Source organism: Arcobacter vandammei (assembly GCF_016106035.1).
Lineage (GTDB): Bacteria > Campylobacterota > Campylobacteria > Campylobacterales > Arcobacteraceae > Aliarcobacter > Aliarcobacter vandammei.
Genome location: NZ_JADKPZ010000012.1, coordinates 62,759 through 89,153 on the forward strand (window position 1 = coordinate 62,759; position 26,395 = coordinate 89,153).

Consider the following 26,395-nt stretch of genomic DNA (forward strand, 5'->3'; position numbering starts at 1 on the left):
CCTTAAATTATATTAAAATTTCTCTATTTCCTCTTGCATCAACTTCACTTAGAACTCCTGTTTGCTCTAACTGTTCAATAATACTTGCAGCTCGGTTATAACCAATTTTTAATCTTCTTTGAAGATAAGAAATAGAAGTTTTTTTATCTGTGATTATCACTTCTTTTGCATCTTCATAAAGTTCATCAATCTCTATATCATCATTTTGACTAGAACCTTTTAAAGAGGAAGAGCTTGAAGATAGATTTTTATCTTTGATAAAATTCATATCATACTCTACTTCTCTTTGCTCTTTTAAAAATTCAACAACTTGTTCTATTTCAGTTTCTGTACTCCAAGGAGCATGAATTCTTACAATTCCAGGAGTTCCAGGAGGTGTAAATAGCATATCTCCTCGACCAAGAAGTGATTCAGCACCCATAGAATCAAGTATGATTTTTGAATCTATTTTTTGCCCTACTTTATATGAAAGACGACTTGGAAGATTTGCTTTAATTAATCCTGTTACAACATCAACCGATGGTCTTTGAGTTGCAACTATTAGGTGAATTCCACTAGCTCTTGCCATTTGAGCAAGTCTTGCTATTGAATACTCTACATCTTTTCCACTTGTCATCATTAAATCAGCTAACTCATCAATAACTACAACTATATAAGGCATAGTTTCATAACCCTCTTTTTTTGCCTTTTCATTATAGTTTTCAATATTTTTTGTTCTTGTTTTTGCCATAAGAGAGTATCTTCTCTCCATTTCACCAACCATATTTGCTAAAGCATTTATAGCATCAACGGCTTTTGTGATAACAGGAGTTAGAAGATGTGGAATATCATTGTACATAGAAAATTCCAGCATTTTTGGGTCAATCATCACAAGTCTTAAATTATCTGGTGAATTTTTGTATAAAAGAGATAAAATCATTGAGTTTATTCCAACTGATTTTCCACTTCCTGTTGTTCCAGCTATTAATAAATGCGGTAATTTTTTTAAATCTGTTACAAAAGGTTTTCCAACAATATCTTTTCCTAAAATCATAGTAAGAGGTGAAGCTGAATTTTGGAAAAGTTCACTATCTAACATCTCTTTTAGATAAATTGTTTGTGTATCTTCATTTGGTACTTCAATTCCTACTACATCTTTTCCTGGAATTGGAGCTTGAATTCTAATTGTTTGGGCTTTTAAAGCCATTGCTAAATCATCTTGAAGACTTAAAATCTTTGAAACTTTTACATTTGGAGCTGGTTTAAACTCAAAAGTTGTAACAACAGGTCCTGTATAAGTTCTTACAACATCTCCATCTATTTTAAACATAGATAATTTATCCAGTAAATCAGCAATTTTTTTATCTATAAATGCCTCATTTACCTTTGTTTTATTCTCTTTTGGAGGTTCTTGAAAGAAGCTTGTAGGTGGTAGCATAAAATCTTTTGGTTTTTCAATTTTACCAAACTCTAACTGGCTTAAGAGTTTTGCATTCTCTTCTAACTCTTCTACAATTATGCTATTTGTAGGGCTTACTACAATCTCTTCTTCAAATTTATAATCTTCAAAAACATTTTTTGAGAAATCATTTTCTTGCTCTTCAAAACTTGTATTTGATATATTTTCTAAAGCTTCTTTCTGTTTTAACTCTTCAATATTTGCTTTTAAAATACTCTCTTGTTGCTCTTTTATTCTTTGCTGCACAGTTTTTTGTGCAGGTTCTAAAGGCTCTTTTCTTGTTATTTGCTTCTGTGTATTTGGATAATTTGAAACTTCTGTTGTATCTTTTGTGATTTTTGATATTTTATTTACTATTTGATTATTTTTTAGTTTTATTCTATTTTTAAACTTTTTTAAATCTTCCATATCATAATCAGATAATTCAAATAAAATCAAAATAGTTATTACAAAACCAAATAAAACAAATAAGTACAAACCAATATGCCCAATTACAGGGCTTAAACTATCTACTAAAATATTTCCTATTTCTCCTCTATTATAAGGATTTTCTACTATTAAAGCTTGAAAAATCAAAGCTATAAAGAAAAACAAAAGTAGTACAGATACATTTAAAATAATATCTTTATTATCTATGTTTTTTTTAAAATTAATCATATAAAGCGGATGTATAAAAATAAATAGATAAATATAAGCTAAATATGAAAAATATTTTAAAGAGAACCCAGCAAATGCAAAGCCTACATCACCTACAATCTCTTTTGAGTTTGCAAAAACTGAAAACTGAAAATATAATAATATAAATAATACGATTAATGAAATAATTTTTTTTGCGATGGTGTGACCTTTTTTATGAAATTATTTTAACAAATTTGAGATTTTACCTTGAAGTCTAAGCCACTGTTTATGCTCAAACAAAGGAAATCCTGCCCATGATTTTTTTGGTTCAAGAATAGATTTTGTAACTCCACCTCTTGCTGCTATTGTAGAAAAAGCTGCTATTTCAAGATGCCCTGAAGTTGCACTTTGTCCACCCATAACAACATAAGGATGAAGTGTAGTTGAACCTGAAAGCCCAACTTGAGTTACCAAAATACAACCTCTTCCAATTTTACAATTATGTGCAATATGAACTAAATTATCAATTCTAACTCCATCTTCAATAATTGTAGATTTGAAAACTGCTCTATCTATTGTACAATTTGCTCCTATTTCTACATCTGAACCAATAATTACATTTCCGTTTTGGTAAATTTTTATATATTTTCCATCTTTTCTATTTGCAAAACCAAAACCATCACTTCCAATAACTGTTCCAGCGTGAATAATACAATCATTTCCAACTTTACAATCTCTATAAATTGTTACATTTGGATAAATAATAGTGTTATTTCCAATAGTTACATTATCTCCAATAAAAGCTCCTGCCATAATAGTACAATCACTTCCAATTTTAGAGTTTTTTCCAATATAAACATTTGGCATAACTTTTGTTCCACCCCCAACTATTGGCTTTTCACCATCTAGCTCTACAACATTTGGTGCAAATAATTTTGATATTTTTGCTAAATATAGATATGGCTCTTCACAAATAAGAGCTATTGTATTTTCTGGAACTTCTTTACTATTTTCTAAATTTACTAATACAGCTGCAGCTTTTGTATCTTTTAAATCATTTACATACTTTTTATTTTCTAAAAAGGTAAGTTCACTACTATTTGCATCTAACAAAGAGTTTAAACCACTAATTTCAATATCTTTATTACATTTTAGCTCTACAAAATCTGCAATTTCACTTAATTTCATTTTCTTTCCTTAAATAAAAAAAGATAAGAGAAAACTCTTATCTTTCAATGGCAACAATTCCACTTCTTACGACTTCAAGCGGATTAAATTTTTCCATAACTTTTATAAAATTTATAATTCTATCACTTGAATCTGTTGCTGAAACTATAATAGCTTCATCTGTAACATTTTGAATACTTCCATGATATGCACGTGCAATTACATCAATATCAGCTAAATTATTATCAATAGAAAATTTCATTAAAACTGTATCTTTCTCAATTACATTTCTATGTTCATTTACTTTTAAAACTGGAATTAATTTATTTAATTGCTTAACAATTTGATCAATTACTCTTTTATCTCCAGTTGTTACAATAGTCATTCTTGAGTATGGACTATCTTCCATTGGTGCAACTGTTAAAGAGTCAATATTATATCCTCTTGCTGAAAAAAGCCCAACAATTCTTGATAAAACATTGTGTTCATTTAACACAACAACAGAGATAACTTGTCTTATAGTTTCGCTATTATAGTAGTTATTAAAGTTACTCATTATCTATCTCCTTTTAATAAAGTCATCTCATTTAAAGAGTGTCCATTTGGAACCATTGGTAAAACCTCTTCATTTCTTGCAACAATTACTTCTATCATTGCTGGTTTTTTTCGCTCAACTGCATCTTTTAATGCTTTTTCAAACTCGTCTTTTGTTGAAACTGTATATCCTAAACAATGGAAAGATTCAGCAAGAGTTTTAAATATTGGTTGATTTGTTAAATCTGTTTCAGCCAATCTATTTTCATAAAACATTGTTTGCCATTGTCTTACCATTCCTAAATAGTTGTTATTTAAAATAATATTAATTACAGGCAATTCATATTCACTACAAGTCATAAGCTCTTGAATATTCATCAAAATAGAACCATCTCCTGTAAAGTTTACTACAACTCTATTTGTACCTTTAAAAGCTCTTGCAGCTCCTAGGGCTGCTGGTAATCCAAATCCCATAGTTCCTAAACCACCACTAGTTATAAACTGTCTTGGGTGTGAAAAAGGGAAAAATTGAGCAGTCCACATTTGGTGTTGTCCAACATCTGTAGAAATAATTGCATTATCTCCTAAAGTTTTTCCAACTTTTTCAATTACCCATTGAGGTTTAATAAGCTCATTTGAATCAATAAATCTTAAAGGCTCTTTTTCTCTATAATCTTTAAGCAACTCTATCCAATTTGAGAAATCATTCATTGTAAACTCATCTGAAGCTTCAAGCATTGCATTAACTGTAAGTTTTAAATCTCCAACAATTGGATAATCAGCAACTACAAGTTTAGCTATACTTGTTGGGTCAATATCTATATGAATTACTTTTGCTTTACTAGCAAACTCATCTAATCTTCCAGTAACTCTATCATCAAATCTAGCTCCAAGTGAGATTAATAAATCTGTTTCATGTGCTGCCATATTAGCTGCATACTCTCCGTGCATTCCCAACATTCCAAAAAAAAGTGGATTATTATCTCCCATAACTCCTCTTGCCATTAAAGTTTCAACAGCTGGAATATTTAGTTTTTTTGCTAAATCTCTTATTTCATATCCACAATTTGATAAAATTGCTCCACCACCAATATATAAAAGTGGTTTTTTCGCAACACTAATAGCTTCTAAAGCTCTTTTTAACTGCTTTTTATTGTAGTTAATTGTTGGCTTATATGTTGGCATATTAACTTCAGCTGGATAATTAAAATCTGCTATTTGAGCTGTTATATCTTTTGGAATATCAACATGCACAGGTCCTGGTCTTCCAGTACTTGCAAGGTGAAATGCCTCTTTTATTATTCTTGGTAAATCTTCTATTTTGTTTACTAAATAGTTATGCTTTGTACATGGTCTTGAAATTCCAACTGCATCTATTTCTTGGAAACCATCTGTTCCAATAATTGTTGTAGGAACTTGTCCTGAAATAATAACAAGTGGAATTGAATCCATATAAGCATCTGCTATTCCTGTTATTGCATTTGTAAACCCAGGTCCTGATGTTACAATAGCAACACCTGTTTTTCCAGTACTTCTTGCATATCCTTCGGCTGCTATTACACAAGCTTGTTCATGTCTGTTTAAAATATGTTCAAAATAATTTTGCTTGTAAATCTCATCATAGACGTTCATAATAGCGCCTCCAGGGTATCCAAATACAACTTCAACCCCTTCTTGATGTAATGATTCTATTACCATTTTTGCGCCAGTCATTTTCATGCTATTCTCCAATATTTAAAAATAAGTTTAGATTTTACTCAAAGTTCTATTAATTTACCTTTGAATAAATTAACTATATAAAATTTTATAAGAAGATTTTAATATTTTTGAGGATATTTATATTTTTTTAATATCTTTTTTATATTATTTTTGTATAATTTCGCACCTTTTCCTAGGTGCCTCCATGGCGGAACTGGTAGACGCGTGCGATTCAAAATCGCATTCCATTGGAGTGCCAGTTCGATTCTGGCTGGAGGTACCATTTATATTTTCTTCAAAAGCTTATCAATTTTTTTATTTGACTCGATTATCTTTTCTAAATCTATATTTTTATTCAAAACTTCATCATAAACTATTTTAATTATCTCATCTAAAGTTATTGGTTTTGCTAGTTGATTTGCAAAAAGCAATAAATTAACCCCACTATTTATAGCTAAAGTTAAAGTCTCTTTTATCGTATAGTGCTTACTTATTGCACTCATTTGTAAATCATCTGTTATTAAAACACCTTGAAATCCTAATTGCTCTCTTAAAAGTTTTGTATTTACATTATATGATAGTGTTGCTGGATAGTTTTTATCTAAGTTTTCATTGAAAACATGGGCTGACATTATAATATCTGCTTTATTATTTTTAATTAAGTTTTTATATGGTTCTAACTCTTTTTTACTCCAAGTTTTAGAAATATCTACAAAACCCAAATGAGAATCAGCCAAAGATGAGCCATGTCCTGGAAAATGTTTTAATGTAGATAAAATACTCTCTTTTTTCATCTCATCAATAAAAATAGTTGCATATTTTTCTACAGTTTTTGGGTCATCTCCAAAACTTCTTCCTCTTGTAACTATTACTTTATTTTGTTTGTTTATAGCCAAATCAACAACTGGTGCAAAGTCTAAGTTTATTCCTACACTTTTTAAATCACGTGCCAAATTTCTATAACTTAATTTTGCAAAATCTTCTCCATTTTTCGAAACTTCACTAGCTTTTAAAGTATTAACAAAGCCAATATCACTTTTTAATCTTTGAACAATTCCACCTTCTTGATCAATTGAGATTAAAAGTTTTTCAACTCTTTGTTTTTGCAAATCTGAATTTAACTTTTTTAATTGAGCTTTACTTTCAATATTTTTTGCTTTTGTTTTATCATTTGGGTCTTTATCAAAAAGGATTACACCACCTAAACCTTTTTTTATATCTTTTGATATTTGACTATTTTGGTCTATATTTGTACCTTGAAACCCTAAAATAACCATTTTAGCTATCATCTTTTCTAATTCTTGCTTTGAATACTCATTTGCAAAAACTGAAGTAAAAAATAGTAAAAATATAAATAAAATCCTCATACTATCTCCTATTTAACCCAGTTTTTGTAATTTGTAAATGCAGGAAATTGCTTTTTAAACTCATTTTCTTCAAATGAAAAATTATAATTTTCCATATACTCCTGCAAAATTTCATAAGATTGTTTTAGTTCTATAAATTTTTCATTACTTCCATTTTGCATATCTGGATGATATTTTTTTGAAAGCTTTAAGTATCTCTTTTTTATATCTTTTTTATTCATGGTTGATATAATTCCAAAAAACTCAACCGCTTTTATAAAATCTTCATAATTCATTTTAAAATCCTTTATATGGTAGATTATACTCTATTAATACTTTTTTTGTATAATAGATGCAATTTTTTTTAAGGCACTTTATTTATGGGACAAATTATAAACTTAGCAATTACAATTTTAATTTTATACTTAATTTTTACAAATTTTGGAACTTTTTTAATGATAATTGGTGGTATCATTTTATTTTTTGCAATTTTAATCTATTTTGTAAAAAAATCTTTAGTAAAAAATGCCTCAAAATTTCAATATCAATACCAAAATTTTGACTTCAAAGAGTTCAATCAAAGCTTCAATAATAGTGGTTTTCAAGGAAATTTTTATACTCAAAGTTCAAAAATTGATGAAGCAAAAGAGTTTTTTGGATTTTCACAAACTCCTACAAAAGATGATATAAAAAAAAGGTATAAAGAACTAGCTAAAATACATCATCCTGATTTAAATGGTGGAGATGAGGAGAAGATGAAGAAATTAAATGAATATAGAGATATTCTAATGCAAACATACGGTGAATAAGGATTTTTAATGATAGATATGACAAAAGTAGCAAATATTATTTTATATATGCTACACAAACAAGTAAAAGCACTAAATCATAAAAAAGTTGAGTTAATGCTATTTTTTATGGAACACAATCATATAGCTTTTTGTGGAGAAAAAATTATTAATGAAACTTTTGTAAAAACTCCAAGAGGTGTTAAACCTTTAGTTTTAGATGAACTTTTTTCTATTATTATTGATGAAATTGAATTTGAAGATGAAGAAGATGATAGAGTGTTTTTTATTCAAGAACTTATGGATTTTTTGGAAATAGATATAGTTCAAAAAGAGAATTTCAAAGAGTTGAAGTTCCATAAGCTTGATGAAGATTTTGATGAATCCCTATTTACAAAAGATGAGATGACAACTATACATAAAATTGTATCTTTATATAAAGATACTAGTGTTAGAAATCTTTCAAACGAATGTTTTTCTCTTCAAAATATAAGAGATAAACAGACAGATGAGATTATTTTTTAAAAAATAATCTCTTTTTTTGTTACCTTTGTAAACCTTATTAAAGTTTACTTTTAAATCTAACTCTTTTTTTTTAAATATACTCTATTTTTGACTATAATTTCAATAATTAACTATTTAAGGTATGTTTTATGAATGAAAATATAAAAAGAGAAAAATCTCTAACTATGACTATGCTTATGACTCCTGATAAAGCCAATTTTTCTGGAAAACATGTTCATGGTGGAGAGATTTTAAAAATGTTAGACCATGTAGCTTATGCCTGTGCTGCTAGATATGCAGGAACTTATGCTGTTACTCTTTCAGTTGATATGGTTTTATTTAAAGACCCTATTAAAATAGGCTCTCTTGTAACTTTTCATGCATCTGTAAACTATACAGGAAGAACATCTATGGAAATTGGAATAAAAGTTATTTCAGAAGATATAAAAGACCATAGCATAAAAAATACTAATGTTTGCTATTTTACCATGATTGCAGTTGATGAAGATGGAAAACCAACACCAGTTCCAAAACTAGATTTAATTACAGAAGATGATAAAAGAAGATACAACGATGCAATAAACAGAAGAGAGTTTAGAATGTCTTCAAGACATGCCAAATAAGTAAGATAAAGGGTAAAAACCTTTATCTTTAAATATCTTTTACCATTGCAATTTCATTACAAATTGGGAAAAGTTTACAGCGAATACAATCAGCCCAAATTTTTTGCTCTGGAATTTCCTCTTTTGAAATCTCTCTAAATCCGCAAGATAGGAAAAACTCCTTTTCATAAGTCAAAGATAGAACTTGACTAAGTCCATAAAATTTAGCTTCTTCTACACATTTTTGTACTAGTTTTTTACCAAGTCCCAAACCTCTAAATTTTTCATTTACTATTAAACTTCTTACTTCTGCCATTCTACTTGAGTGGATATGTGTTGCTGTAAAACCAGCCATCTCTCCATCTACTTTTACAATAATATATGATCTAATAGTTGTTGCCATCTCATCTTGTGTTCTTAAAAGAATTATTCCTTTATCAACTTCTGGTCGTACTAGTTCTTGCATTGCAGGTATATCAAGAACTGTTGGTTTATAAAATTCAATTTCCAAACAGATGCTCCGTAATTTTATTTTGTAAATCTATAATACCTTGTTTTTTCAAGTTTGAGACAAAAATCCCATCTGGATAATCTCTTTTTAACTTATTTAATTCACTACTATTTAGTTTATCAATTTTTGTAAAAGCATTAATTATGATTTGATCCCCTCTTTTAATATGCTTTACAAACTCATCAACATTTTTATCTATTTCTAGCTCTGGATGTCTTGAATCAATTAAATGAACAAAAACTTGCAAATTTGGTCTTTGTTCTAAATACTCTGTAAGGTTTCTATTCCAAGAAGCTTTTAGTGTTTTAGCAACTTTTGCATACCCAAAACCAGGTAAATCAACAAATCTAGCATAAACATAAGGATTTTCAGTGTCAATTGTTTTAAACTTAATATCAAAATAGTTAATTAGCTGAGTTTTCCCTGGAGTTGAAGAAGATTTAGCTAAACCTTTTTGTTTTGTCAAAGAGTTTAAGATTGATGATTTTCCAACATTAGATCTTCCCAAAAAAGCAACTTCTGCGACTGATGGTGCTGGTGAATCATTTAAACTTTGTGCTGATTGTAAAAATTTGGCATCTATTAAATTCATATATTATTTTTCGCCTCGTTCAACATTTATAATAAACTTCACAGGTTTATTCTCACTACCTTTAACTTTTGCTTCACCACTTAATTGATTGATAAAAATATTATCTCCATAAACTTTTCTATCATCATTCTTTTCGTGCACAAAACCATTGCCAATGATATTATACTCCTCTTTTTTAGGATTATAAATTATCTTATCTCCCTTTCCAACATAATGCTTATCAGCTGTTACAATTTCAAAATCAGCATCTCCAGTAGCTTCATATTTTAGGGGTGTTTTATTATTTGTTTTTTTATCAGTTTCAAAATACACTTCAACTTTTTTTGCATTTAATTTATCTTGATTCATTCTAACTTTTACATTACCTGTAAAAATAGAAATTCCTTTTTTATCATCTGCTTGAAAATCAAGCGAATCAATTTCTAAAATATCATTTTGAGCAAATAATAGTGTTGAAAGAAGTAGTGTTGTTGCTAAATATCTCATTTATTTTCCTTTGTATCTTTAAGATCTATTTTAAAATGTGTATTTTTAGATTTTATAAAATTATTTACTCCATCTAAATATAAATTTGTTCCGTCATAGTTGTGAGTTTTATAAATAGCTTTAAATGGGTGAGAATTTGTAGCTAATTTTTTTATCTCATCATATTTTAGATAATCTGTATTTACTTTTACAAAATCATCTCTTAAGTATTCAACATTTTCTATAAAATCAAAAAGGTTAGATCTTTTTTCAATTTTATCTGCTTTTATCTTTTCAAATAAATAGTCTTTTGTTTTATCTTGATTTTTTATAGTAATATCTGCTAAATACATCTCATCTCTTGTTTTATATCTCAAAACATTTGAAGAATTAACAACTCTTGATACTCCAATATCATTTATCGTGTACATTGTAGAGTTTTCAAAAATTACTTGAGGTATCTCCTCTTTTATTTTTTTATGTTCCAAATTTTCAATTGGAGTAAAATAAAAAGCTATACTTAAAAAAAGAATAGTAAAAATAAAACTCTTTAAAGCCATAAGTTTAAAAACTCCTCTTCAAGACTATCTTCTTTCAAAATATACTCTATCATCTCTCTTGCTGCTCCACTTCCACCAGCTTTTTCGCATACTATATTTACACTCTTTTTTACAAGCTCGTGGGCATTTTGTGGAGCAAAAGATAATCCAGCTTTTTTTAGCATTTTTAAATCATTTAAATCATCACCAATTGCAGCAACTTGGTTGTAATTTAAACCCTCTTTTTTTAAAATCTCATCTAAAACAGCTAATTTGTCTTTTACATTTTGGTACAGATACTCTATTTTTAACTCATTTGCTCTATATTCAACTATTTTTGACTCTCGTCCTGTTATAATTGCTGCTTTTTTTCCTAAATGTTTTGTCCAAAAAACTATTGCAAAACCGTCATTTACATTAAAAGTTTTAAATTCTTCAAGGCTACTTGAGTACATAATATCGCCATTTGTAAGTGTACCATCCACATCAAAAACAAGTAGTTCTATCATAAAACACCTTTTGTACTAGGTATTCCTAATCTCTCATTTTTTACTAAAGCTCTTCTTAAAGCAACTGCAAAGGCCTTAAAAGTAGCTTCTAAAATATGGTGTTTATTTCTTCCTCTTTCTTGGATTAAATGTAAAGTTATTCCAGCATTTCCACTTAAAGCATGAAAAAACTCTTCAACTAACTCAACATCAAAATCACCAACTTTTCCGCTAAGATTTATCTCATAAACCAAAAAAGGTCTATTTGATAAATCTAAAGCACAAGTTACTGCTGCTTCATCCATAACAACTGTTGCATTTCCATATCTCTCAACTGCAGAAATTGGAAAAATAGCTTTTTTAAGTGCTTGTCCTAAAACAATTCCACAATCTTCAACTGTATGGTGAGCATCTATATGCAAATCACCTTTACACTCTAAATTTATATCAATTCCGCTATGTTTGCTTAAAGCTTCAAGCATATGGTCAAAAAAACCAACTCCAGTATTTATAGAAAATTTTCCACAACCATCCAAAGTTAAACTACATTTTATTTGTGTCTCTTTTGTATCTCTATTTATCTCTACCATTTTTTATTCCTATCTAATTATAATTCCACTTAAGCCATTGCTTGATTTAAAACTTTGTGCCTCTTGTTCATTTGAAAAACCTTTTATTAAAACTTTATATAAACCATTTTGATTTACATACACAACCGTTTTTGATGGATATTTTCTCTCATATTCACTTTTTACTTTATTTGCACCTTCAATCTTACTAAAAGCACCAACTTGTATAGCTATACTTGAATTTGAATAGCTTTTATTTGTTGTTTTAGGTGCAGTATTATTTACTACTTGACCTATTTTATTATTTGAAGGAGTTGATACAACAATATTATCTTCTTGTATCTCAATAGCCTCAAATTGCTCTATTTTCTCCTCTTTTGGTGCTTGTACAACTTCTACAGTTGGTGCTTGATTATTTTGTAACTCACCATTAAATCCTAAAACAGTAACTCTTACTTTTGCTGTTCCTTTTCCTACCATATTTATAGCATGAGCTGCTTTATTTGATAAATCTATAATTCTACCTGAAACAAATGGTCCACGATCGTTTATTCTTACAATTGTACTTTTCCCATTTTCAAGATTATCAACTTTTACAACTGTATTCATAGGTAAAGTTTTATGAGCTGCTGTCATATCATACATATTATAAATCTCACCATTAGAAGTCTTTTTTGAATGAAAATCTGGGCCATACCATGAAGCAATTCCATCAAATTTATCACCAATATTTGCTATTTCTGGATAATACTTTATTCCAAAAACACTATAAGGTCTCATTGTTGCTCTATGCATCTCTGGTGAGTTATTTATATTTGCATTATTTGTATTTTTATAAAATTTATGATAATCGTTATCTACATTTTTACTAGAACAGCCTGTAAATAATAAAATGCTAACAGCCCCTACTAAAATTCCTAAATTAGCACTATTTAATAATCTCAATTTTATCTCCTATACTTAACACTTTTTTATTTTTTCTACTAATAAACTTAAGTTTTTTTGTAGAAGTTTTATATTTTTTAGCAATATTTTCTAAAGTATCTCCAGATTTTACTACATAAATATTTTTTGACTCTGGCTTAATTGAAACTTTTTTTGTTGAAACTTGCTCTTTATTGTTATTTTTTTCAATAATTGGCTTTATATTACCTACTTTTTGATTATAAACATCTAATTTAGTATGAGGAATATAAATATTATATGATTTTATATTAGCTGGTAAAGTATCTTTTTTGATATGTTTATTCAAATTCTTAAACTCATTTAAGTCTAATTCCAACATATTTGCAATAGACTTAAGTTGTACTCCTTTAGGTGGATTAACTAATTCTAAATCATATTTTGATTTTTTATCTATTGCACTAAACATATTTTTCTCTTTTGAAATTGTAAATGTAACAATTTTTGCAATATAATTTACAGTATGTTTAGGTAGGTAATCTTTATGATTGTTATTTACCAAATAAGAGAATTCAAAATAATCTTTATATCTATCATAAATAATATATAAATTATTTAGACCTTTTTTAGTTTTTGTATAGCTATCAATATATTGCTTATATACTTTAATTGTAGGATTTGAATGCTCATTTGGATTTAGTTCTAAGTATCTATCTAAACTGGCTCTTGCAACTCCACTAATTACTCTTCCTTCTCCACTATTATATGCAGCAATAGCTAAATACCATTTATTAAAAGTTTTATAATATCTTTTTATATATGTAGCTGCTGCATTTGTTGATTTAATTAAATCCAACCTCTCATCAATATTTTCATCTATTCTTAATTTTAAATTATTTGCAGTTTGTGGCATAATTTGCCAAAGTCCACTTGGGCTTTTTGCTCCATTTATCTGATTTTTATAACCTGATTCTATAAGTGGAATAAAAAACATAGCTTCAGGCAAATTTCTTTTTTCTATCTCTTCTTTTACAATTTCCATATTTAAAGCAGATGTTCTTAAAATATTATTGTAATAATTTACTTTTGAATTTGAACTATATTCTCTATAAACTGAGTTAAAAGATAAAGTGTTTAAATATGCACTTTCTATTCCTAATTCTCTTACAACTTTTTGTTTTATCTCATCTGCAAAAAGTTGTATAGAAAAAATGAGTATTATTAGTATAAATTTATTCAAAAGAGCCTCTTATATAATTTAATTTATTATAACTAAGAAATATTTTCAAACTCTTTAAATATTTTTTTTGCATTAGAAGTTGTTAAATATTCTATCTCCTCTTGGCTCATACCCAAAAGTTCTGACATTTTAGCTGCTACAAAAGTAGTATAATAAGGCTCATTTCTAACACCTCTATGTGGATGTGGAGTTAAATATGGAGCATCTGTTTCTATTAAAAGTTTATCTTTTGGAATTTCTGGCAAAATCTCAACTAGTTTTTTTGCATTTTTAAAAGTAAGAACTCCACCTATTCCAAAATAAAAATTATGATTTGCCAAAGGAAGAAGATGAGGACTTGCATTAAAACAGTGTAAAACTCCACCAACTTCTTTTGCATTTTCTTTTTCCAAAATCTCTCTTGAATCTTGAGATGCTTCTCTAATATGAATAATAAGCGGTTTTTTATATTTTTTAGCTAAAGATATTTGAGATATAAAAACCTCTTTTTGTTGTTTTATATTCTCTTTTTTTTCTTCTTCGTCTTCAGGAAGCCTGTAATAATCAAGTCCACACTCTCCTATTGCAATACACTTAGGATGCGTTACATATTTTTCTATAATAGCTTCATCATATTTTTCTATATCATAAGGATGTGTTCCAACAGCAAAAAAAACTTCATCATATTTTTCGCTAAGAGAAATTGCTCTATTTAATGTATCAAAATCTGCTCCAGGAATTAAAAAACCTTTAACCCCAGCCTCTTTTGCATTTATAATTACACCTTCAATATCACTAAAATATGCTTCGTTGTCTAAATGACAATGTGTATCAATAATTATGTTAAATCCTTATGATAATAATCTTTTATTTACTAAATTCACAATACCGTTGATTTGTGAAATATCTTTTGATTTAATCCAAGCATCAATTCCAAAGTTTTTAAAAGCATCATAATCACCTTCATCATCAATAACTGCAATTGAAGCGAATTTATCCTTACAAACTTTAGATTTATTCTCTTCAAAATCAAAAATAGAATCTATTCCTAAAATAACAATATCAGCATCACTTGAAGAGCTTGAAAAAGCTTCAACTTCAAACTCTTTATTAAATAAAGAGCTATCAATATCATAAAAAGTAACAATTTTCATAAATAATCCTCATCCTAATTTTTAAGTAAAAATAATTTTATCTAAATATCTTTAAATTACAAAATATATCTAGTTGTATCAATATTATCAACGATTTTTTCCAATTTATTTGAAACTAAATCAGAAGTAACTACAACTTTTGAACCTTTTTTCTCATCTGCATCAAAAGATATATCTTCAATAACTTTTTCAATAACAGTATGAAGTCTTCTAGCTCCAATATCTTCTGTTTTTTCATTTGCAGCAACACTATATTTTGCAAAAGCTTTTATAGCTTCATCATCAAAATCAAGTTCAACACCTTCTACTTCTAAAAGTGCTTTATATTGTCTTAGAAGTGAATTTTTTGTATTTGTTAAAATTTTATAAAGTGCATCTTCATCTAAAGACTCTAACTCTACTCTTAAAGGAAATCTTCCTTGAAGCTCTGGTATTAAATCGCTAGGTTTAGATACATGAAAAGCACCAGCAGCAATAAATAAAATATGGTCGGTTTTTATTTGACCAAATTTTGTTTGAACTGAGCTTCCCTCAACTATTGGAAGTAAATCTCTTTGAACACCCTCTTTTGATGGGTCACTTCCTTGATTTTTCTTTCCACTTGCAATTTTATCAATCTCATCAATAAAAATAATTCCACCATTTTCGGCTCTTTTTAAAGCTTCAACTTTTATAGCTTCAGTATCAAGAAGACCTTCACTAGCAACTCCTCTTAAAAGAATTTTTGCATCTTTAATTGTTACTTCTTTTTTTATTTTCTCTTTGTTTAGGCTTCCTAGCATTTTATTTAGGCTTTCTTGCATAGAACTCATATCAAAAGGCATACTTGAATCAATAATTTCTATATGTGCTTTTTTAGGTATTTCTATCTCTATTTTTTTATCATCAAGTTCACCACTTAAAAGCTTTTTTTCCATTAAATTATAAGTTTTAATAAAAGACTCTTTTGCACTATCACTTGCAGCTTCAGGAAGAGGAGGTACAAGTTTTTCAACTATTTTTTTTATAACTTCTTCATCAATTTTGTCTTTTATTTTTTCTTCATACTCTTTAGTTACAAGATTTATTGATTCATATACTAAATCTCTAATCATAGATTCAACATCTCGTCCTACAAATCCAACTTCAGTATATTTACTAGCTTCAACTTTTACAAAAGGAAGACCCATCATCTTTGCCATTCTTCTAGCTATTTCAGTTTTACCAACTCCTGTGCTTCCAATCATAAGAATGTTTTTTGGCATAATCTCTTCTTGTAAATTTGGCTCTACTCTCATTCTTCTATATCGATTTCTAAGTGCCAAAGCTATTGTTTTTTTGGCATCAGTTTGACCAATAATATAATCATCTAAATAAGCAACAATTTGCCTAGGTGTCATATCCATAATATTTTTAATCCTCTAATTTTAATATTTTTATATTCTGATTTGTATAAATACAAAGTTCTCCAGCTATCATTAAAGACTCTTTTACCAAATCCTCTTCATCTAAGCTTGAATGTTTTGCTAAAGCACGAGCTGCACTTATTGCAAAATTTCCACCACTTCCAATACTTGCTATTTCTCCATCTTCAGGTTCAACAACATCCCCATTTCCACTTAAAATAAAAATTTTCTCTTTATTTAAAACTATCATCATAGCTTCAAGTCTTCTAAGATACTTATCTTTTCTCCACTCTTTTGAAAAAGCTATTACAGATTTTAGTAAATCACCTTTACAAGTTTCTAAATGAGCTTCAAACATATCAAAAAGATTAAAAGCATCAGCTGTACTTCCTGCAAATCCTGCTAAAATTTTTCCTTGATACAAAGTTCTAATCTTTGTAGCATTTCCTTTTAAAACTGTATTTCCAAAAGATACTTGCCCGTCTCCACCAATTACAGCTTTATTTTTACCTTTATAGGCTAGAATCGTAGTTGCATGAAACATATTTAACCTGCAATAATATCAATTTTTAAAGTTGCACTAATAGAGTGACCTAATTTACAAACAACCTCATAAATACCAACTGTTTTTAATTTATTATCTACAGTTATACTTTTTTTATCTATCATAATAGAGAACTGTTTTTCAAGCTCTTCACTAACTTCTTTATTTGTAACGCTACCTATTAAATGCCCATTTGCACCAACTTTATGTCTAATTGTAAGTTTAGTAGAGTTTAGTTTCTCTGCTAATTCTTTAGCCTCTTTTATCTCATCTTCTTCTTTTGCTTTAGCTTTTTTTTGCTCTGCATTATGTCTTGCAAGAACTTCATTTGTTGCATGTAGTGCTAAACCTTTTCCTATTAAGAAATTTTTCCCATATCCATCAGCTACTTCTTTAATCTCTCCAGCTTTTCCTAAACTTTTTACATCTTTTATTAATAATACTTTCATTTTTTATTCATCCTTTATTTTAATCTTTTTATTTTACAATATTTTTTTTAAAGCCAAATAAAGCCTAGTTATCTAAAGATTCAATAACTTGCTCTTTTATATTTCTTTTCTTTACATAATTATTTAACCCAATATGATTATTGTAACCTAAAAGTTTTGATATTTTTCGTACACTTAAACCAACAGCTAAAAGCTCTTCAATTTTATCTCTTTGTTCATCAAACTTAGATTTTTGAATAGTTCCTTTTGGTTTTCCTAAAGCTATACCATCTAATTTTTTAGCTGTTAATGCCTCTTTTGTTCTAAGGCTCATAAGCTCTTTTTCTAAATTTACAGTCATTGAAATTACACTTAAAATCATTTGACTTAACATATCTTTATCATCAAGCAAATCAAGATTTTGTTCTATTACAATAATTCTTATTTTATTTTGTAATAAAAATTTAACTATTTCTAAAATATTATCAATTGTTCTTCCAAAGACATTTAAATTTGTAACTATAAGAGTAGAGTTTTTTTCACAATTTTCCAAAAGTTGTAAAATATTTTTTTCATCTTTTGGAGTATTTATAACTATCTCTATATTTTTATATATTTCAAGATTTTTCTTTAAAATATAGCCATTTATAGCCTCTTTTTGCTCTTGTGTATATTTTTCATTGTTTAGATTGTTTCTAATATAAGTAAAAACTTTTGACATTTTTTTCCTTTATCTAAGAAATTAATATACTTTTGATTAAACATATTGTCTAATGCTTATACAAAAATTTATACAAAATGTTATCTATTAAATTATTAATATATACTTACATTAGAAAAATATTGGCTAGTGATAATTTTTTATGATTGAATTAAAAGTTTATTTTTGATAATATCGATTTTTTATATATAAAATAAGGTTAGAATTTGAAATTAACTGTCGCAATTAGTGGTGCTAGTGGAGTAAATTTGGCAATAAAATTTATAAAACAAATACCAAAAGATGTAGAACTTTTCCTTGTATTTTCAAAAAGTGCAAAAAAGGCTCTAAAGCTAGAAAATAACATAAAAATAAAAGATATTTTTAAAAACTTTTCAAATATTACTCTTTTTAAAGATAAAAATATAGGTGCAAGTATTGCATCTGGGTCATTTAAAGTTGATAAGATGATTATTCTTCCTTGTAGCCAAAATACTTTAGCAAAATGTGCTGTTGGAATAGCTGATAGTTTAATCACTAGAGCTTTTACAGTAATGCTAAAAGAGAAAAGAGAGATTGTAATTGCTCCTAGAGAGTTACCCTTAAACACAATCTCATTAGAAAATATGCTAAAACTTTCAAAACTAGGAGTTATAGTTGCTCCTCCAATGCTTGGTTATTATAGTAGTCAACAAAGCTTAGAGGAGATGGAAAACTTCATTATTGGAAAATGGTTGGATATATTAAAAATAGATAATACATTATACAAAAGATGGAAATAGATATGGAAAATAGTAATTATAATTATACAGGTTCATATAAAAAGGCAATTTATAGTGGAACTTTTGACCCTATAACTATTGGGCATTTAGATATTATTAAAAGGGCTTCAAATATCTTTGAAGAGGTAATTATTAGTGTTGCAAAAAGTGAAGCAAAAAAGCCTATGTTTTCACATGAAAAAAGAGTTGAATTTGTAAAAGCAGCTACAAAAGATATGAAAAATATAAGAGTAATTGGATTTGATACTTTGCTTGTAGATTTAGCAAGAGAGTTACAAATAAATACGATAATTAGAGGTCTTAGAGCCGTTTCAGATTTTGAATTTGAACTTCAAATGGGATATGCAAACTCTTCATTAAATAAAAATCTTGAAACTGTATATCTAATGCCAACTCTTGAACATGCTTTTGTAAGCTCAACGATTGTACGAGAGATTATAAGATTTGGTGGACAATTTGAACATTTAGTTCCAAAAGAGGTGCTTAAATGTATGTAGTAATTGAAGGTATTGATACAGCTGGAAAATCAACTCAACTTGAACTTTTAAAAGCAAAGCTTCCAAATGCAGTTTTCACAAAAGAACCAGGGGGAACAACTCTTGGAATTAAGCTTAGAGAGATGATTTTAAGTGGAGAGGCAAAAAGTAAAAAAGCTGAAATGTTTATGTTTTTGGCTGATAGGGCTGAGCATACACAAGAGGTAATTTTAAAAAATCAAGATAAGCTAATAATAAGCGATAGATCATTTATCTCTGGAATTGCTTATGCAAAAGATGAAAATATAGATAGTTTAATAGAGCTTAATCGCCTTGCAACATCAAACACTTTTCCACAAAAAGCAATTTTGCTTGAATTAAGCCCTAGTGAACTTGAGTATAGACTAAGCCAAAAAGAGCATGATAGTATTGAAAAAAGGGGAATACAATATCTATTAGATATACAAGATAGATTAAAGAAGACTATTTTAAAACTAAATATTGAGCATATTTTTATAGATGCAAGTAAACAAATAGATGAGATTGAAAAAATTATTGAGGATTTTATAGATGCAAAATAACATTAAAACTATTCAAAGCCTAAGAGGAATGAAAGATATAACAGCAAATGAAAGCGAACTTTTTATATATTTTATAGAGAACGCTTCAAAAATAGCAAAAAATTACGGTTTTTCATATATAGAAACTCCTTTGCTTGAAGAGACTGCACTTTTTAAAAGAAGTGTAGGAGAAAGTAGCGATATTGTAAATAAAGAGATGTATCAATTTATTGATAAAGGGCAAAATGATGTATGTTTAAGACCTGAAGGAACGGCTGGAGTTGTAAGACATTTTGTAGAAAAAAAGCTTGATCGTGCTGGTGGAACATATAAGTGGTACTATTTTGGACCTATGTTTAGATATGAAAGACCTCAAAAAGGAAGATTAAGAGAGTTTCACCAGTTTGGTTGTGAAGTTTTTGGAATAGAGAATGTTTATGAAGATGCAAATATTATTATGCTTATACGTGAGATTTTAGATTTCTTTGAAATTGGATTTACATTAAAGCTAAACTCTCTTGGGTGCAGTGATTGTATGCCAAAATATAAAGAGAATTTAGTAAAAAATATCTCAAACTTTAAAGAAAAACTGTGTGAGGATTGCAATAAAAGATTAGTTACAAATCCTATAAGAGTGCTTGATTGTAAAGTTGAAGCTTGTCAAAACCTTTTAAAAGATAGCCCAAAAATTACAGATTCACTATGTAATTCTTGTTATAGTGATTTTACAAAACTAAAAGAGATTTTAGATTTTAACGGTATTTCTTATGAAGTTGATAGCAATTTAGTTCGTGGACTTGATTACTATAATAAAACTGCTTTTGAGTTTGTAAGCAATGAAATAGGTTCTCAAAGTGCAATTGCTGGTGGTGGAAGATATGATAGATTGGTTGAGTTTTTGGGTGGGAAAAGTACAGCAGGAATTGGTTTTGCAATAGGAATTGAAAGACTTTTAGAGCTTGTAAAGATGAAAAAACAAAAAGATGATTTTGTATATATTGGTGTTTTAGATGAAATTAGTTTAAATAAAGCATTTCTTATAGCAAACAAAAAAAGAAAAACAACAAAAACTTATCTTGAATATACTCCAAGAGGGTTTGGAAAACATTTTGGAATTGCCCAAAAACTTGGATGTAATATTGTAGCACTCATAGGAGAGAATGAGTTAAACAGTAATACAATTTATACAAAAAATTTAGAGACAAAAGAAGAAAAAAATATAAATACAGGGGATTTTTGATATGAAAAATAGATATGGCATTGATATTTGGGCTGATGATAATTTTATTATTGATGATGGAGTTGTAAAGGTAAATTATAAACCTTATCCATCTTTAATATCTATTGTAAAAAATGTAAGAAAACAAGGTTTTAAAGGTCCACTACTTTTAAGATTTCCACACATTACAAAAAAACAGGTAAAAACACTTTTTAATGCTTTTAATACAAGTATAAAAGAGTATGACTACAAAGGTAAATTTAGTGCTGTTTTTCCACTAAAAGTAAATCAACTACCAAATTTTATTCATCCTTTAATTAATACTGGAAAAAAATATAGCTATGGTCTTGAAGCTGGAAGTAAAGCAGAGTTAATTATTGCTATGACTTACAATAATATGGGAAGCCCAATTACAATAAATGGTTTTAAAGATAAAGAGATGATACATCTATGCTTTATAGCAAAATCTATGGGACACGACATAACTGTAATTATTGAAGGTTTAAATGAGCTTGAGATGATTATTGAAGTTTTAAAAGAGACGAAAATGGAAGCTCCAAATGTAGGGCTTAGAGTACGACTTCATAGTGGTGGAAGTGGTGTTTGGGCAAAAAGTGGAGGAATTGATTCTAAATTTGGATTAACTTCAACAGAGATTTTAGAAGCTTACGAACTTATGAAAGAAAATGAGCTTGAAAATTTATTAACAATGATTCACTTTCATATTGGTTCTGCTATGAATACTATTAAACCTCTTAAAAAAGCTCTTAGAGAATCAGGGCATATCTATGCAGAGCTTAAAAATCTAGGTGCAAAAAAATTAAGTTCTATAAATATTGGTGGTGGTTTAAGTGTTGAATATAGTGCTTATGAACAATCAAGATTTTACTCTTTAAATGAATTTGCTTCTGATGTTGTATTTACATTAAAAGATATTGCAAGACAAAAAGGAGTTGAAGAGCCAAATATTTTTACTGAATCTGGAAGATTTATAAGTGCTGCTTCAACAGTTCTTATTACTCCTGTATTAGAGTTGTTTTCAGCTGAATATGAGCTAAATCACCTAAAACTAAAAGATGTAAACCCTCCACTTATTCAAGAGTTATATGATTTATTTAAAGATATGACAAAGAAAAAAGCCTATGAGTTTATGCATGATAGTATTGACCACTTAGAGTCTTTATTAACTCTTTTTGATTTAGGATATATTGATTTACAAGATAGATCAAATGCCGAGATTTTAACTCATCAAATTATAAAAAAAGCTATCTCTCTTCTACAAGTTGATGATTATGAAGAGCTTAGAAAATTTGATAAAAATATCCAAGAAAAATATCTTCTTAACTTCTCACTTTTCCAAAGCTTACCAGATTATTGGGGGATTGACCAAGAGTTTCCTATTATGCCAATCACTCATTTGGATAAGAAACCAACAAGAAGTGCATCTTTATGGGATATAACTTGTGATAGCGATGGAGAAATACCTTTTGATATGAAAAAACCTCTATATCTTCATGATGTAAACTTAAATAAAGAGGATTATTTCTTAGGATTTTTTAATGTTGGAGCATATCAAGATACACTAGGAATGAAACACAATCTTTTTTCTCATCCAACAGAGGTAAATATTGTATTTAAAGATGAAGAGGTAATTTTAGAGAAACTTTTAGAGTCTCAAAAAGTTATAGATATTTTAGATGATATTGATTATGACACAGAAGAGATGCAGACAATTTTAAGTAGAAGTCTTCCAACTGAAACTTATGAAATACTAAAAAAATATCTAAATGACAATAGTTATTTAAAAACAATCTGGAGCTATTATGACGATGAATGATGAAGAAAAAAAAGAACAACTAACTCTTTGGCAAATAATAAAAGAGGATTTTTCTGTTCCAAAACTAAATGACCCTGTTCTTGATTCAAATTTTGAACTATTTTTTAATTATCCTGGAGTTTGGGCAATAATAAATCATAGAGTTGCAAACAAGCTTTATTATAAAGGATTTAAAAAACTATCTCGTGCAATTGCTGGAATATCATCTTTTTTTACAAAAACAGATATTCATCCAGCTGCCTCTATTGGAAGAAGAGTTTTTATAGATCATGCTATTGGAGTGGTTATTGGTGCAACTGCTATTGTAGAAGATGATGTTTTAATATATCAAGGTGTTACTTTAGGAGGAGTTAGTCTTAATAAAGGAAAAAGACACCCTACAATAAAATCAAATGTAGTAATAGGAAGCGGCGCAAAGATTTTAGGAAATATAACTGTTGGAAGCAACTCAAAAATAGGTGCAAACTCTGTTGTAGTTGTAGATGTTCCAGATAATTCAACTGCTGTTGGAGTACCTGCAAGAATTATCAAAAAAGATGCAAAAAAAGATAAAATGGCTCACAATGAGCTACCAGATATTAATAAAGAGATGTTTAAATACTTAATAGAGCGAATTACAATTTTAGAAAACAATGTAAAAAAAGAGAATGAATGCGACTGTGATATAAATGAAAAAAATGAAGTTTTAGAAAAAGAGTACAATGACTTTTTAGAAGTTTTTAAATCAAATAAAAAAGGTTAATTTTGGAATTTGAACTTTTAGCCTTTGGCTTAATCACAGGTTTTACATCTGGTTTTTTTGGAATTGGTGGTGGAAGTATTTTAATTCCTATGCTTTTACTTGCAGGTTTTGTAATGAAAGAAGCTGTTGCAATATCTATTATGCAAATGGTTTTTTCATCTATTTATGGCTCTTTTTTAAACTCAAAAAAAATCAAAGGTTTAGTTCGAGATGGTATTATTTTAGGAATTGGAGCTGTTTTTGGTGGGCTTTTAAGTGGTTATTTCCTTCCAAGTATTCCAAATATATATTTACAATATCTTTTTATAGCAACTTTAGTTTATACAATTTATACTCTATTTAAAGCCCCTGCTTCGCAAAATGTAGAACAAGATGATAAAAATCCTTTTTTATTAGCATTTATTGGCTTTTTTGTTGGTATTTTTGCTATGAGTATTGGAATTGGTGGCTCTTTAATGCTTCTTCCTATTTTAGTTGGTTTTTTAAAATATGATTTAAAAATAGCAACTGCTTTAGGGCTATTTTTTGTAATATTCTCATCTATTGGAGGATTTATTTCAACTTCAATTTATGGAAATATGCTCTATTATGAAGGTGCTATTATTGGAATTGGTTCAGTTATTGGAGTATATTTTGGAATAAAAATAAAAGAGAAAACAAAAGCTACATCATATAAAAAATTTGTATTACTCTTAAATCTTTTTGTTTTAGCAATAATGATTTATAAAACTATTTAAAGCTTAAGAAATTTTAATCTCTTAAGCTTTACCTCGTAATTCATTCATTCTTTCATCTATTAAAGCCAATGTTCTTTCTTGAGTTTTATAAGATATTTCTGGTAAATTTCCACCAAAAAGTTTGTTTGCTTCTTCAAAACCTTGAACAATTCCATCTCTTCCTTTTTGAAGTTTTTCTAAATCATCTCCAGAAAAGCTAAAAACAAAATTTGCAACCCTATCTGAAGTTTGAGTTATTCCAAAAAATCCGTTTTCACCTACTAAATCTTTTGCTTCATCTTGAGTTAAATCTAAAATAGGTTTTCCGTTATAACCAATATTTTTTAAACTCATTCCATTTGAAGTCTCTTTTCCACCTAAGAAATCTAAAAGTTCCATATTATTAGATTTTGCTCCACCTTGTGCAAAAGCACCACCTTTTGCCATATTATGAGCATTTATTTCAAATAAAATAACTTGTGCATTCATAGATAAAGTTACTCTAGCAGCTGAATTATTTATAATCTCTTCTACAGATTCATTTTTAGAAGTTTCTTTTTGACCTTTTGCATTTAAATCTGTATTTTGTTTGTACATATTTAGAGCTTGACTCATTTGTCCTTGTATTTGCATCTTAACTCCTTTTATTGTTTAAGTACTTAATTATACATTTCTTAAAATTAATTTAAACTTATTTGTTTCAAATATCTAGTTAAGATTTTTATTATTTTGTTATATTATAATTTCAAAAAATTTTTAAGGAATAATTATGAGTTATGATGTTTTAATAATTGGAGCTGGAGCTGCTGGATTTGGAGCTGCTTTAACACTTGCTAGTGCAAATGATAAATTTGACTGGGCAAAAGATAAAAAATATTTAATGCTTGACAATTCAAAAAGTGATTTAAATGCAGGAAGATATATAAATGTTGCAGGAATAGAAGCAATAAATGGTGTTGATTTACTAAATAACTTAAAAAAGCAACTAAAACTATATCCTGCTTGTGAACTTAAAAATGAGAAAGTTGTAAGTATAAAAAGAGTAGAAAATGGCTTTTCTGTTATTTGTGAAAATGAAAGTTTTGAAGCAAAAACTATTATTTTAGCAACTGGAATGCATAGTTTTGATATTGATTTTTCTGAAGTTGAAGTAAAAGATAATATTTTTGCTCCAAAACCAAATAAAATTTTATTGGCAAATGAAAATAACAAAATCTCAAATGAAGTTTATGTAGCTGGTTTAGCAAGTGGAGTTCCTTCTATGTTTGCTTGTGCTAGTGGCGATGGAACAAAAGTTGCTTGTGATATTTTAAAAAGCTGGTGTGGGAAAGTTGCTATTGTTCACGATGTGAAAGCTTGATTTTATATTTTAGGAAGGTTATAAATACCTTCTTAAAATTTTGTAAACTTATTTGTCATTTTAATTCTTAATTTTCATAACTTTTAGTTCAGTTTAAAATATAAGATATATTTCTTCCTGCTGTATCTTCTTTTTGCTTTATACACCCTATTTCTAAAAGTCCTGCAATATCCCTTGATGCCGTTGTTGAAGAACTAGAACTTATACTCATATATTTTTTCTTTGTTAAATTTCCTTTAAAATTTGAAACTCCAATATTCAAAATAAAGTTTAAGACTTTTATCTGTCTTGCATTTAGTTCAAAATCTCTATATTTGTCCCAAAATTTTGTTTTTTCTACAATATAGCTCAATTGTTTTTGAGCATCTTCCAAAGAGTTAAATAATGTTTTAAAAAACCACTTGGATGAGTTGGTGAATATTTGAGAGTATTAGGATTCAAAGATTGCTCTTCTAGGAAAGATTTATACTTTATGTACCAAATATTAAGTGCCTCTTCAAAGCTTTCTTTT

The 26,395-nt window shown here is 28.1% G+C and carries 33 protein-coding genes and 1 tRNA gene; 12 read left to right on the forward strand and 22 right to left on the reverse strand.

The genetic code is table 11. The annotated features are described in order from the left end of the window. Nucleotides 1-7: 7 nt before the first annotated feature. Genes IQC44_RS07925 through IQC44_RS07940 form a run of 4 tightly spaced genes read right to left on the reverse strand, consistent with a single transcriptional unit; the run spans nt 8 to nt 5,476 of the window. On the reverse strand, nt 8-2,275 hold the full coding sequence (locus tag IQC44_RS07925) for a DNA translocase FtsK 4TM domain-containing protein (protein ID WP_198305838.1): 2,268 nt from the start codon (nt 2,273-2,275) through the stop codon (nt 8-10). A gap of 21 nt (nt 2,276-2,296) precedes the next feature. Further along, a complete protein-coding gene (lpxD, locus tag IQC44_RS07930; RefSeq protein WP_198305806.1) occupies nt 2,297-3,244 on the reverse strand; it encodes a UDP-3-O-(3-hydroxymyristoyl)glucosamine N-acyltransferase in 948 nt (315 codons plus the stop codon). Nucleotides 3,245-3,281: 37 nt separating this feature from the next. Then, a complete protein-coding gene (ilvN, locus tag IQC44_RS07935) occupies nt 3,282-3,779 on the reverse strand; it encodes an acetolactate synthase small subunit (protein ID WP_198305807.1) in 498 nt (165 codons plus the stop codon). Further along, nucleotides 3,779-5,476, reverse strand: a complete 1,698-nt coding sequence (locus IQC44_RS07940) for an acetolactate synthase large subunit (protein ID WP_198305808.1) — start codon at nt 5,474-5,476, stop codon at nt 3,779-3,781. Before IQC44_RS07940 ends, ilvN begins: the two co-directional genes overlap by 1 nt. 178 nt (nt 5,477-5,654) lie before the next feature. Here IQC44_RS07940 and IQC44_RS07945 point away from each other — a divergent pair. Next, nucleotides 5,655-5,738, forward strand: a tRNA-Leu gene (locus tag IQC44_RS07945). A 1-nt stretch (nt 5,739) separates the two neighbouring features. Here the strand turns inward: IQC44_RS07945 and IQC44_RS07950 are convergent. After that, nucleotides 5,740-6,822 (reverse strand): glycoside hydrolase family 3 protein, encoded by a 1,083-nt coding sequence (locus IQC44_RS07950; protein ID WP_198305809.1) that lies wholly within the window; start codon nt 6,820-6,822, stop codon nt 5,740-5,742. 8 nt (nt 6,823-6,830) lie between these two features. Beyond that, nucleotides 6,831-7,097 (reverse strand): DnaJ domain-containing protein, encoded by a 267-nt coding sequence (locus IQC44_RS07955; RefSeq protein ID WP_198305810.1) that lies wholly within the window; start codon nt 7,095-7,097, stop codon nt 6,831-6,833. Nucleotides 7,098-7,181: 84 nt separating this feature from the next. Here IQC44_RS07955 and IQC44_RS07960 point away from each other — a divergent pair, with 84 nt between their 5' ends. From IQC44_RS07960 to IQC44_RS07970, 3 genes are all read left to right on the forward strand, one after another. Further along, the gene (locus tag IQC44_RS07960) at nt 7,182-7,610 is read left to right on the forward strand and encodes a J domain-containing protein (protein WP_198305811.1); all 429 of its coding nucleotides are present in this window, start codon (nt 7,182-7,184) and stop codon (nt 7,608-7,610) included. A gap of 9 nt (nt 7,611-7,619) precedes the next feature. Then, entirely contained in the window at nt 7,620-8,114 is a 495-nt protein-coding gene (locus IQC44_RS07965; RefSeq protein ID WP_198305812.1) for a type II toxin-antitoxin system antitoxin SocA domain-containing protein, read from the forward strand. Nucleotides 8,115-8,242: 128 nt separating this feature from the next. Further along, nucleotides 8,243-8,716, forward strand: coding sequence for an acyl-CoA thioesterase (locus IQC44_RS07970; protein ID WP_198305813.1), 474 nt, complete (start codon nt 8,243-8,245; stop codon nt 8,714-8,716). A 28-nt stretch (nt 8,717-8,744) separates the two neighbouring features. Here IQC44_RS07970 and IQC44_RS07975 read toward each other — a convergent pair whose 3' ends face one another. From IQC44_RS07975 to IQC44_RS08040, 14 genes are all read right to left on the reverse strand, one after another. Next, nucleotides 8,745-9,206, reverse strand: coding sequence for an N-acetyltransferase (locus tag IQC44_RS07975; RefSeq protein ID WP_198305814.1), 462 nt, complete (start codon nt 9,204-9,206; stop codon nt 8,745-8,747). Beyond that, nucleotides 9,196-9,798 carry a ribosome biogenesis GTP-binding protein YihA/YsxC gene (gene yihA / locus IQC44_RS07980; RefSeq protein ID WP_198305815.1) on the reverse strand — a complete coding sequence of 201 codons (603 nt, stop codon included), beginning with the start codon at nt 9,796-9,798 and terminating at the stop codon, nt 9,196-9,198. Before yihA ends, IQC44_RS07975 begins: the two co-directional genes overlap by 11 nt. A 3-nt stretch (nt 9,799-9,801) precedes the next feature. Then, entirely contained in the window at nt 9,802-10,284 is a 483-nt protein-coding gene (gene lptA, locus IQC44_RS07985) for a lipopolysaccharide transport periplasmic protein LptA (RefSeq protein ID WP_198305816.1), read from the reverse strand. After that, the gene (gene lptC, locus IQC44_RS07990; protein ID WP_198305817.1) at nt 10,281-10,823 is read right to left on the reverse strand and encodes an LPS export ABC transporter periplasmic protein LptC; all 543 of its coding nucleotides are present in this window, start codon (nt 10,821-10,823) and stop codon (nt 10,281-10,283) included. The genes lptA and lptC overlap by 4 nt, the downstream gene beginning before the upstream one ends. Next, complete coding sequence (locus IQC44_RS07995; RefSeq protein WP_198305818.1) at nt 10,814-11,311, reverse strand: KdsC family phosphatase; 498 nt, start codon at nt 11,309-11,311, stop codon at nt 10,814-10,816. The genes lptC and IQC44_RS07995 overlap by 10 nt, the downstream gene beginning before the upstream one ends. Further along, nucleotides 11,308-11,880 (reverse strand): imidazoleglycerol-phosphate dehydratase HisB, encoded by a 573-nt coding sequence (gene hisB, locus IQC44_RS08000; RefSeq protein ID WP_198305819.1) that lies wholly within the window; start codon nt 11,878-11,880, stop codon nt 11,308-11,310. The genes IQC44_RS07995 and hisB overlap by 4 nt, the downstream gene beginning before the upstream one ends. A 9-nt stretch (nt 11,881-11,889) precedes the next feature. Then, the gene (locus IQC44_RS08005) at nt 11,890-12,804 is read right to left on the reverse strand and encodes a septal ring lytic transglycosylase RlpA family protein (RefSeq protein ID WP_228286299.1); all 915 of its coding nucleotides are present in this window, start codon (nt 12,802-12,804) and stop codon (nt 11,890-11,892) included. After that, the gene (locus IQC44_RS08010; protein ID WP_198305820.1) at nt 12,788-14,002 is read right to left on the reverse strand and encodes a lytic transglycosylase domain-containing protein; all 1,215 of its coding nucleotides are present in this window, start codon (nt 14,000-14,002) and stop codon (nt 12,788-12,790) included. Before IQC44_RS08010 ends, IQC44_RS08005 begins: the two co-directional genes overlap by 17 nt. Before the next feature lie 32 nt (nt 14,003-14,034). Next, a complete protein-coding gene (locus IQC44_RS08015; RefSeq protein WP_198305840.1) occupies nt 14,035-14,823 on the reverse strand; it encodes a YchF/TatD family DNA exonuclease in 789 nt (262 codons plus the stop codon). Nucleotides 14,824-14,832: 9 nt separating this feature from the next. After that, a complete protein-coding gene (locus tag IQC44_RS08020) occupies nt 14,833-15,135 on the reverse strand; it encodes a hypothetical protein (RefSeq protein ID WP_198305821.1) in 303 nt (100 codons plus the stop codon). 56 nt (nt 15,136-15,191) lie between these two features. Then, the gene (gene hslU, locus IQC44_RS08025; protein ID WP_198305822.1) at nt 15,192-16,520 is read right to left on the reverse strand and encodes an HslU--HslV peptidase ATPase subunit; all 1,329 of its coding nucleotides are present in this window, start codon (nt 16,518-16,520) and stop codon (nt 15,192-15,194) included. 7 nt (nt 16,521-16,527) lie between these two features. Continuing rightward, the gene (gene hslV, locus IQC44_RS08030; protein WP_198305823.1) at nt 16,528-17,064 is read right to left on the reverse strand and encodes an ATP-dependent protease subunit HslV; all 537 of its coding nucleotides are present in this window, start codon (nt 17,062-17,064) and stop codon (nt 16,528-16,530) included. A gap of 2 nt (nt 17,065-17,066) precedes the next feature. After that, nucleotides 17,067-17,513, reverse strand: coding sequence for a 50S ribosomal protein L9 (rplI, locus tag IQC44_RS08035; RefSeq protein WP_198305824.1), 447 nt, complete (start codon nt 17,511-17,513; stop codon nt 17,067-17,069). Between the two features lie 64 nt (nt 17,514-17,577). Beyond that, on the reverse strand, nt 17,578-18,213 hold the full coding sequence (locus IQC44_RS08040) for a recombinase family protein (protein ID WP_198305825.1): 636 nt from the start codon (nt 18,211-18,213) through the stop codon (nt 17,578-17,580). 206 nt (nt 18,214-18,419) lie between these two features. Here IQC44_RS08040 and IQC44_RS08045 point away from each other — a divergent pair, with 206 nt between their 5' ends. The 7 genes from IQC44_RS08045 to IQC44_RS08075 are packed head-to-tail and all read left to right on the forward strand — an operon-like array spanning nt 18,420 to nt 24,545. Continuing rightward, entirely contained in the window at nt 18,420-18,974 is a 555-nt protein-coding gene (locus tag IQC44_RS08045) for a UbiX family flavin prenyltransferase (RefSeq protein WP_198305826.1), read from the forward strand. Nucleotides 18,975-18,976: 2 nt separating this feature from the next. Next, entirely contained in the window at nt 18,977-19,471 is a 495-nt protein-coding gene (gene coaD, locus IQC44_RS08050) for a pantetheine-phosphate adenylyltransferase (protein WP_198305827.1), read from the forward strand. Further along, nucleotides 19,462-20,031: a dTMP kinase gene (gene tmk, locus IQC44_RS08055; protein ID WP_198305828.1), complete on the forward strand. Its 570-nt coding sequence runs from the start codon at nt 19,462-19,464 to the stop codon at nt 20,029-20,031. Before coaD ends, tmk begins: the two co-directional genes overlap by 10 nt. Further along, a complete protein-coding gene (hisS, locus tag IQC44_RS08060; RefSeq protein WP_198305829.1) occupies nt 20,021-21,250 on the forward strand; it encodes a histidine--tRNA ligase in 1,230 nt (409 codons plus the stop codon). The genes tmk and hisS overlap by 11 nt, the downstream gene beginning before the upstream one ends. A gap of 1 nt (nt 21,251) precedes the next feature. Beyond that, the gene (gene speA / locus IQC44_RS08065; protein WP_198305830.1) at nt 21,252-23,066 is read left to right on the forward strand and encodes a biosynthetic arginine decarboxylase; all 1,815 of its coding nucleotides are present in this window, start codon (nt 21,252-21,254) and stop codon (nt 23,064-23,066) included. After that, entirely contained in the window at nt 23,059-23,808 is a 750-nt protein-coding gene (cysE, locus tag IQC44_RS08070) for a serine O-acetyltransferase (RefSeq protein WP_420837848.1), read from the forward strand. The genes speA and cysE overlap by 8 nt, the downstream gene beginning before the upstream one ends. 2 nt (nt 23,809-23,810) lie before the next feature. Further along, the gene (locus IQC44_RS08075) at nt 23,811-24,545 is read left to right on the forward strand and encodes a sulfite exporter TauE/SafE family protein (RefSeq protein ID WP_198305832.1); all 735 of its coding nucleotides are present in this window, start codon (nt 23,811-23,813) and stop codon (nt 24,543-24,545) included. Between the two features lie 21 nt (nt 24,546-24,566). On the opposite strand, the gene IQC44_RS08080 is transcribed toward IQC44_RS08075, so the two are convergent. Then, nucleotides 24,567-25,157: a hydrogenase-4 component G gene (locus IQC44_RS08080; RefSeq protein WP_198305833.1), complete on the reverse strand. Its 591-nt coding sequence runs from the start codon at nt 25,155-25,157 to the stop codon at nt 24,567-24,569. Between the two features lie 136 nt (nt 25,158-25,293). Here IQC44_RS08080 and IQC44_RS08085 point away from each other — a divergent pair, with 136 nt between their 5' ends. Next, on the forward strand, nt 25,294-25,884 hold the full coding sequence (locus IQC44_RS08085; RefSeq protein WP_198305834.1) for an FAD-dependent oxidoreductase: 591 nt from the start codon (nt 25,294-25,296) through the stop codon (nt 25,882-25,884). A gap of 88 nt (nt 25,885-25,972) precedes the next feature. On the opposite strand, the gene IQC44_RS08090 is transcribed toward IQC44_RS08085, so the two are convergent. Further along, a complete protein-coding gene (locus tag IQC44_RS08090; RefSeq protein ID WP_198305835.1) occupies nt 25,973-26,236 on the reverse strand; it encodes a hypothetical protein in 264 nt (87 codons plus the stop codon). Nucleotides 26,237-26,395 lie beyond the last annotated feature (159 nt).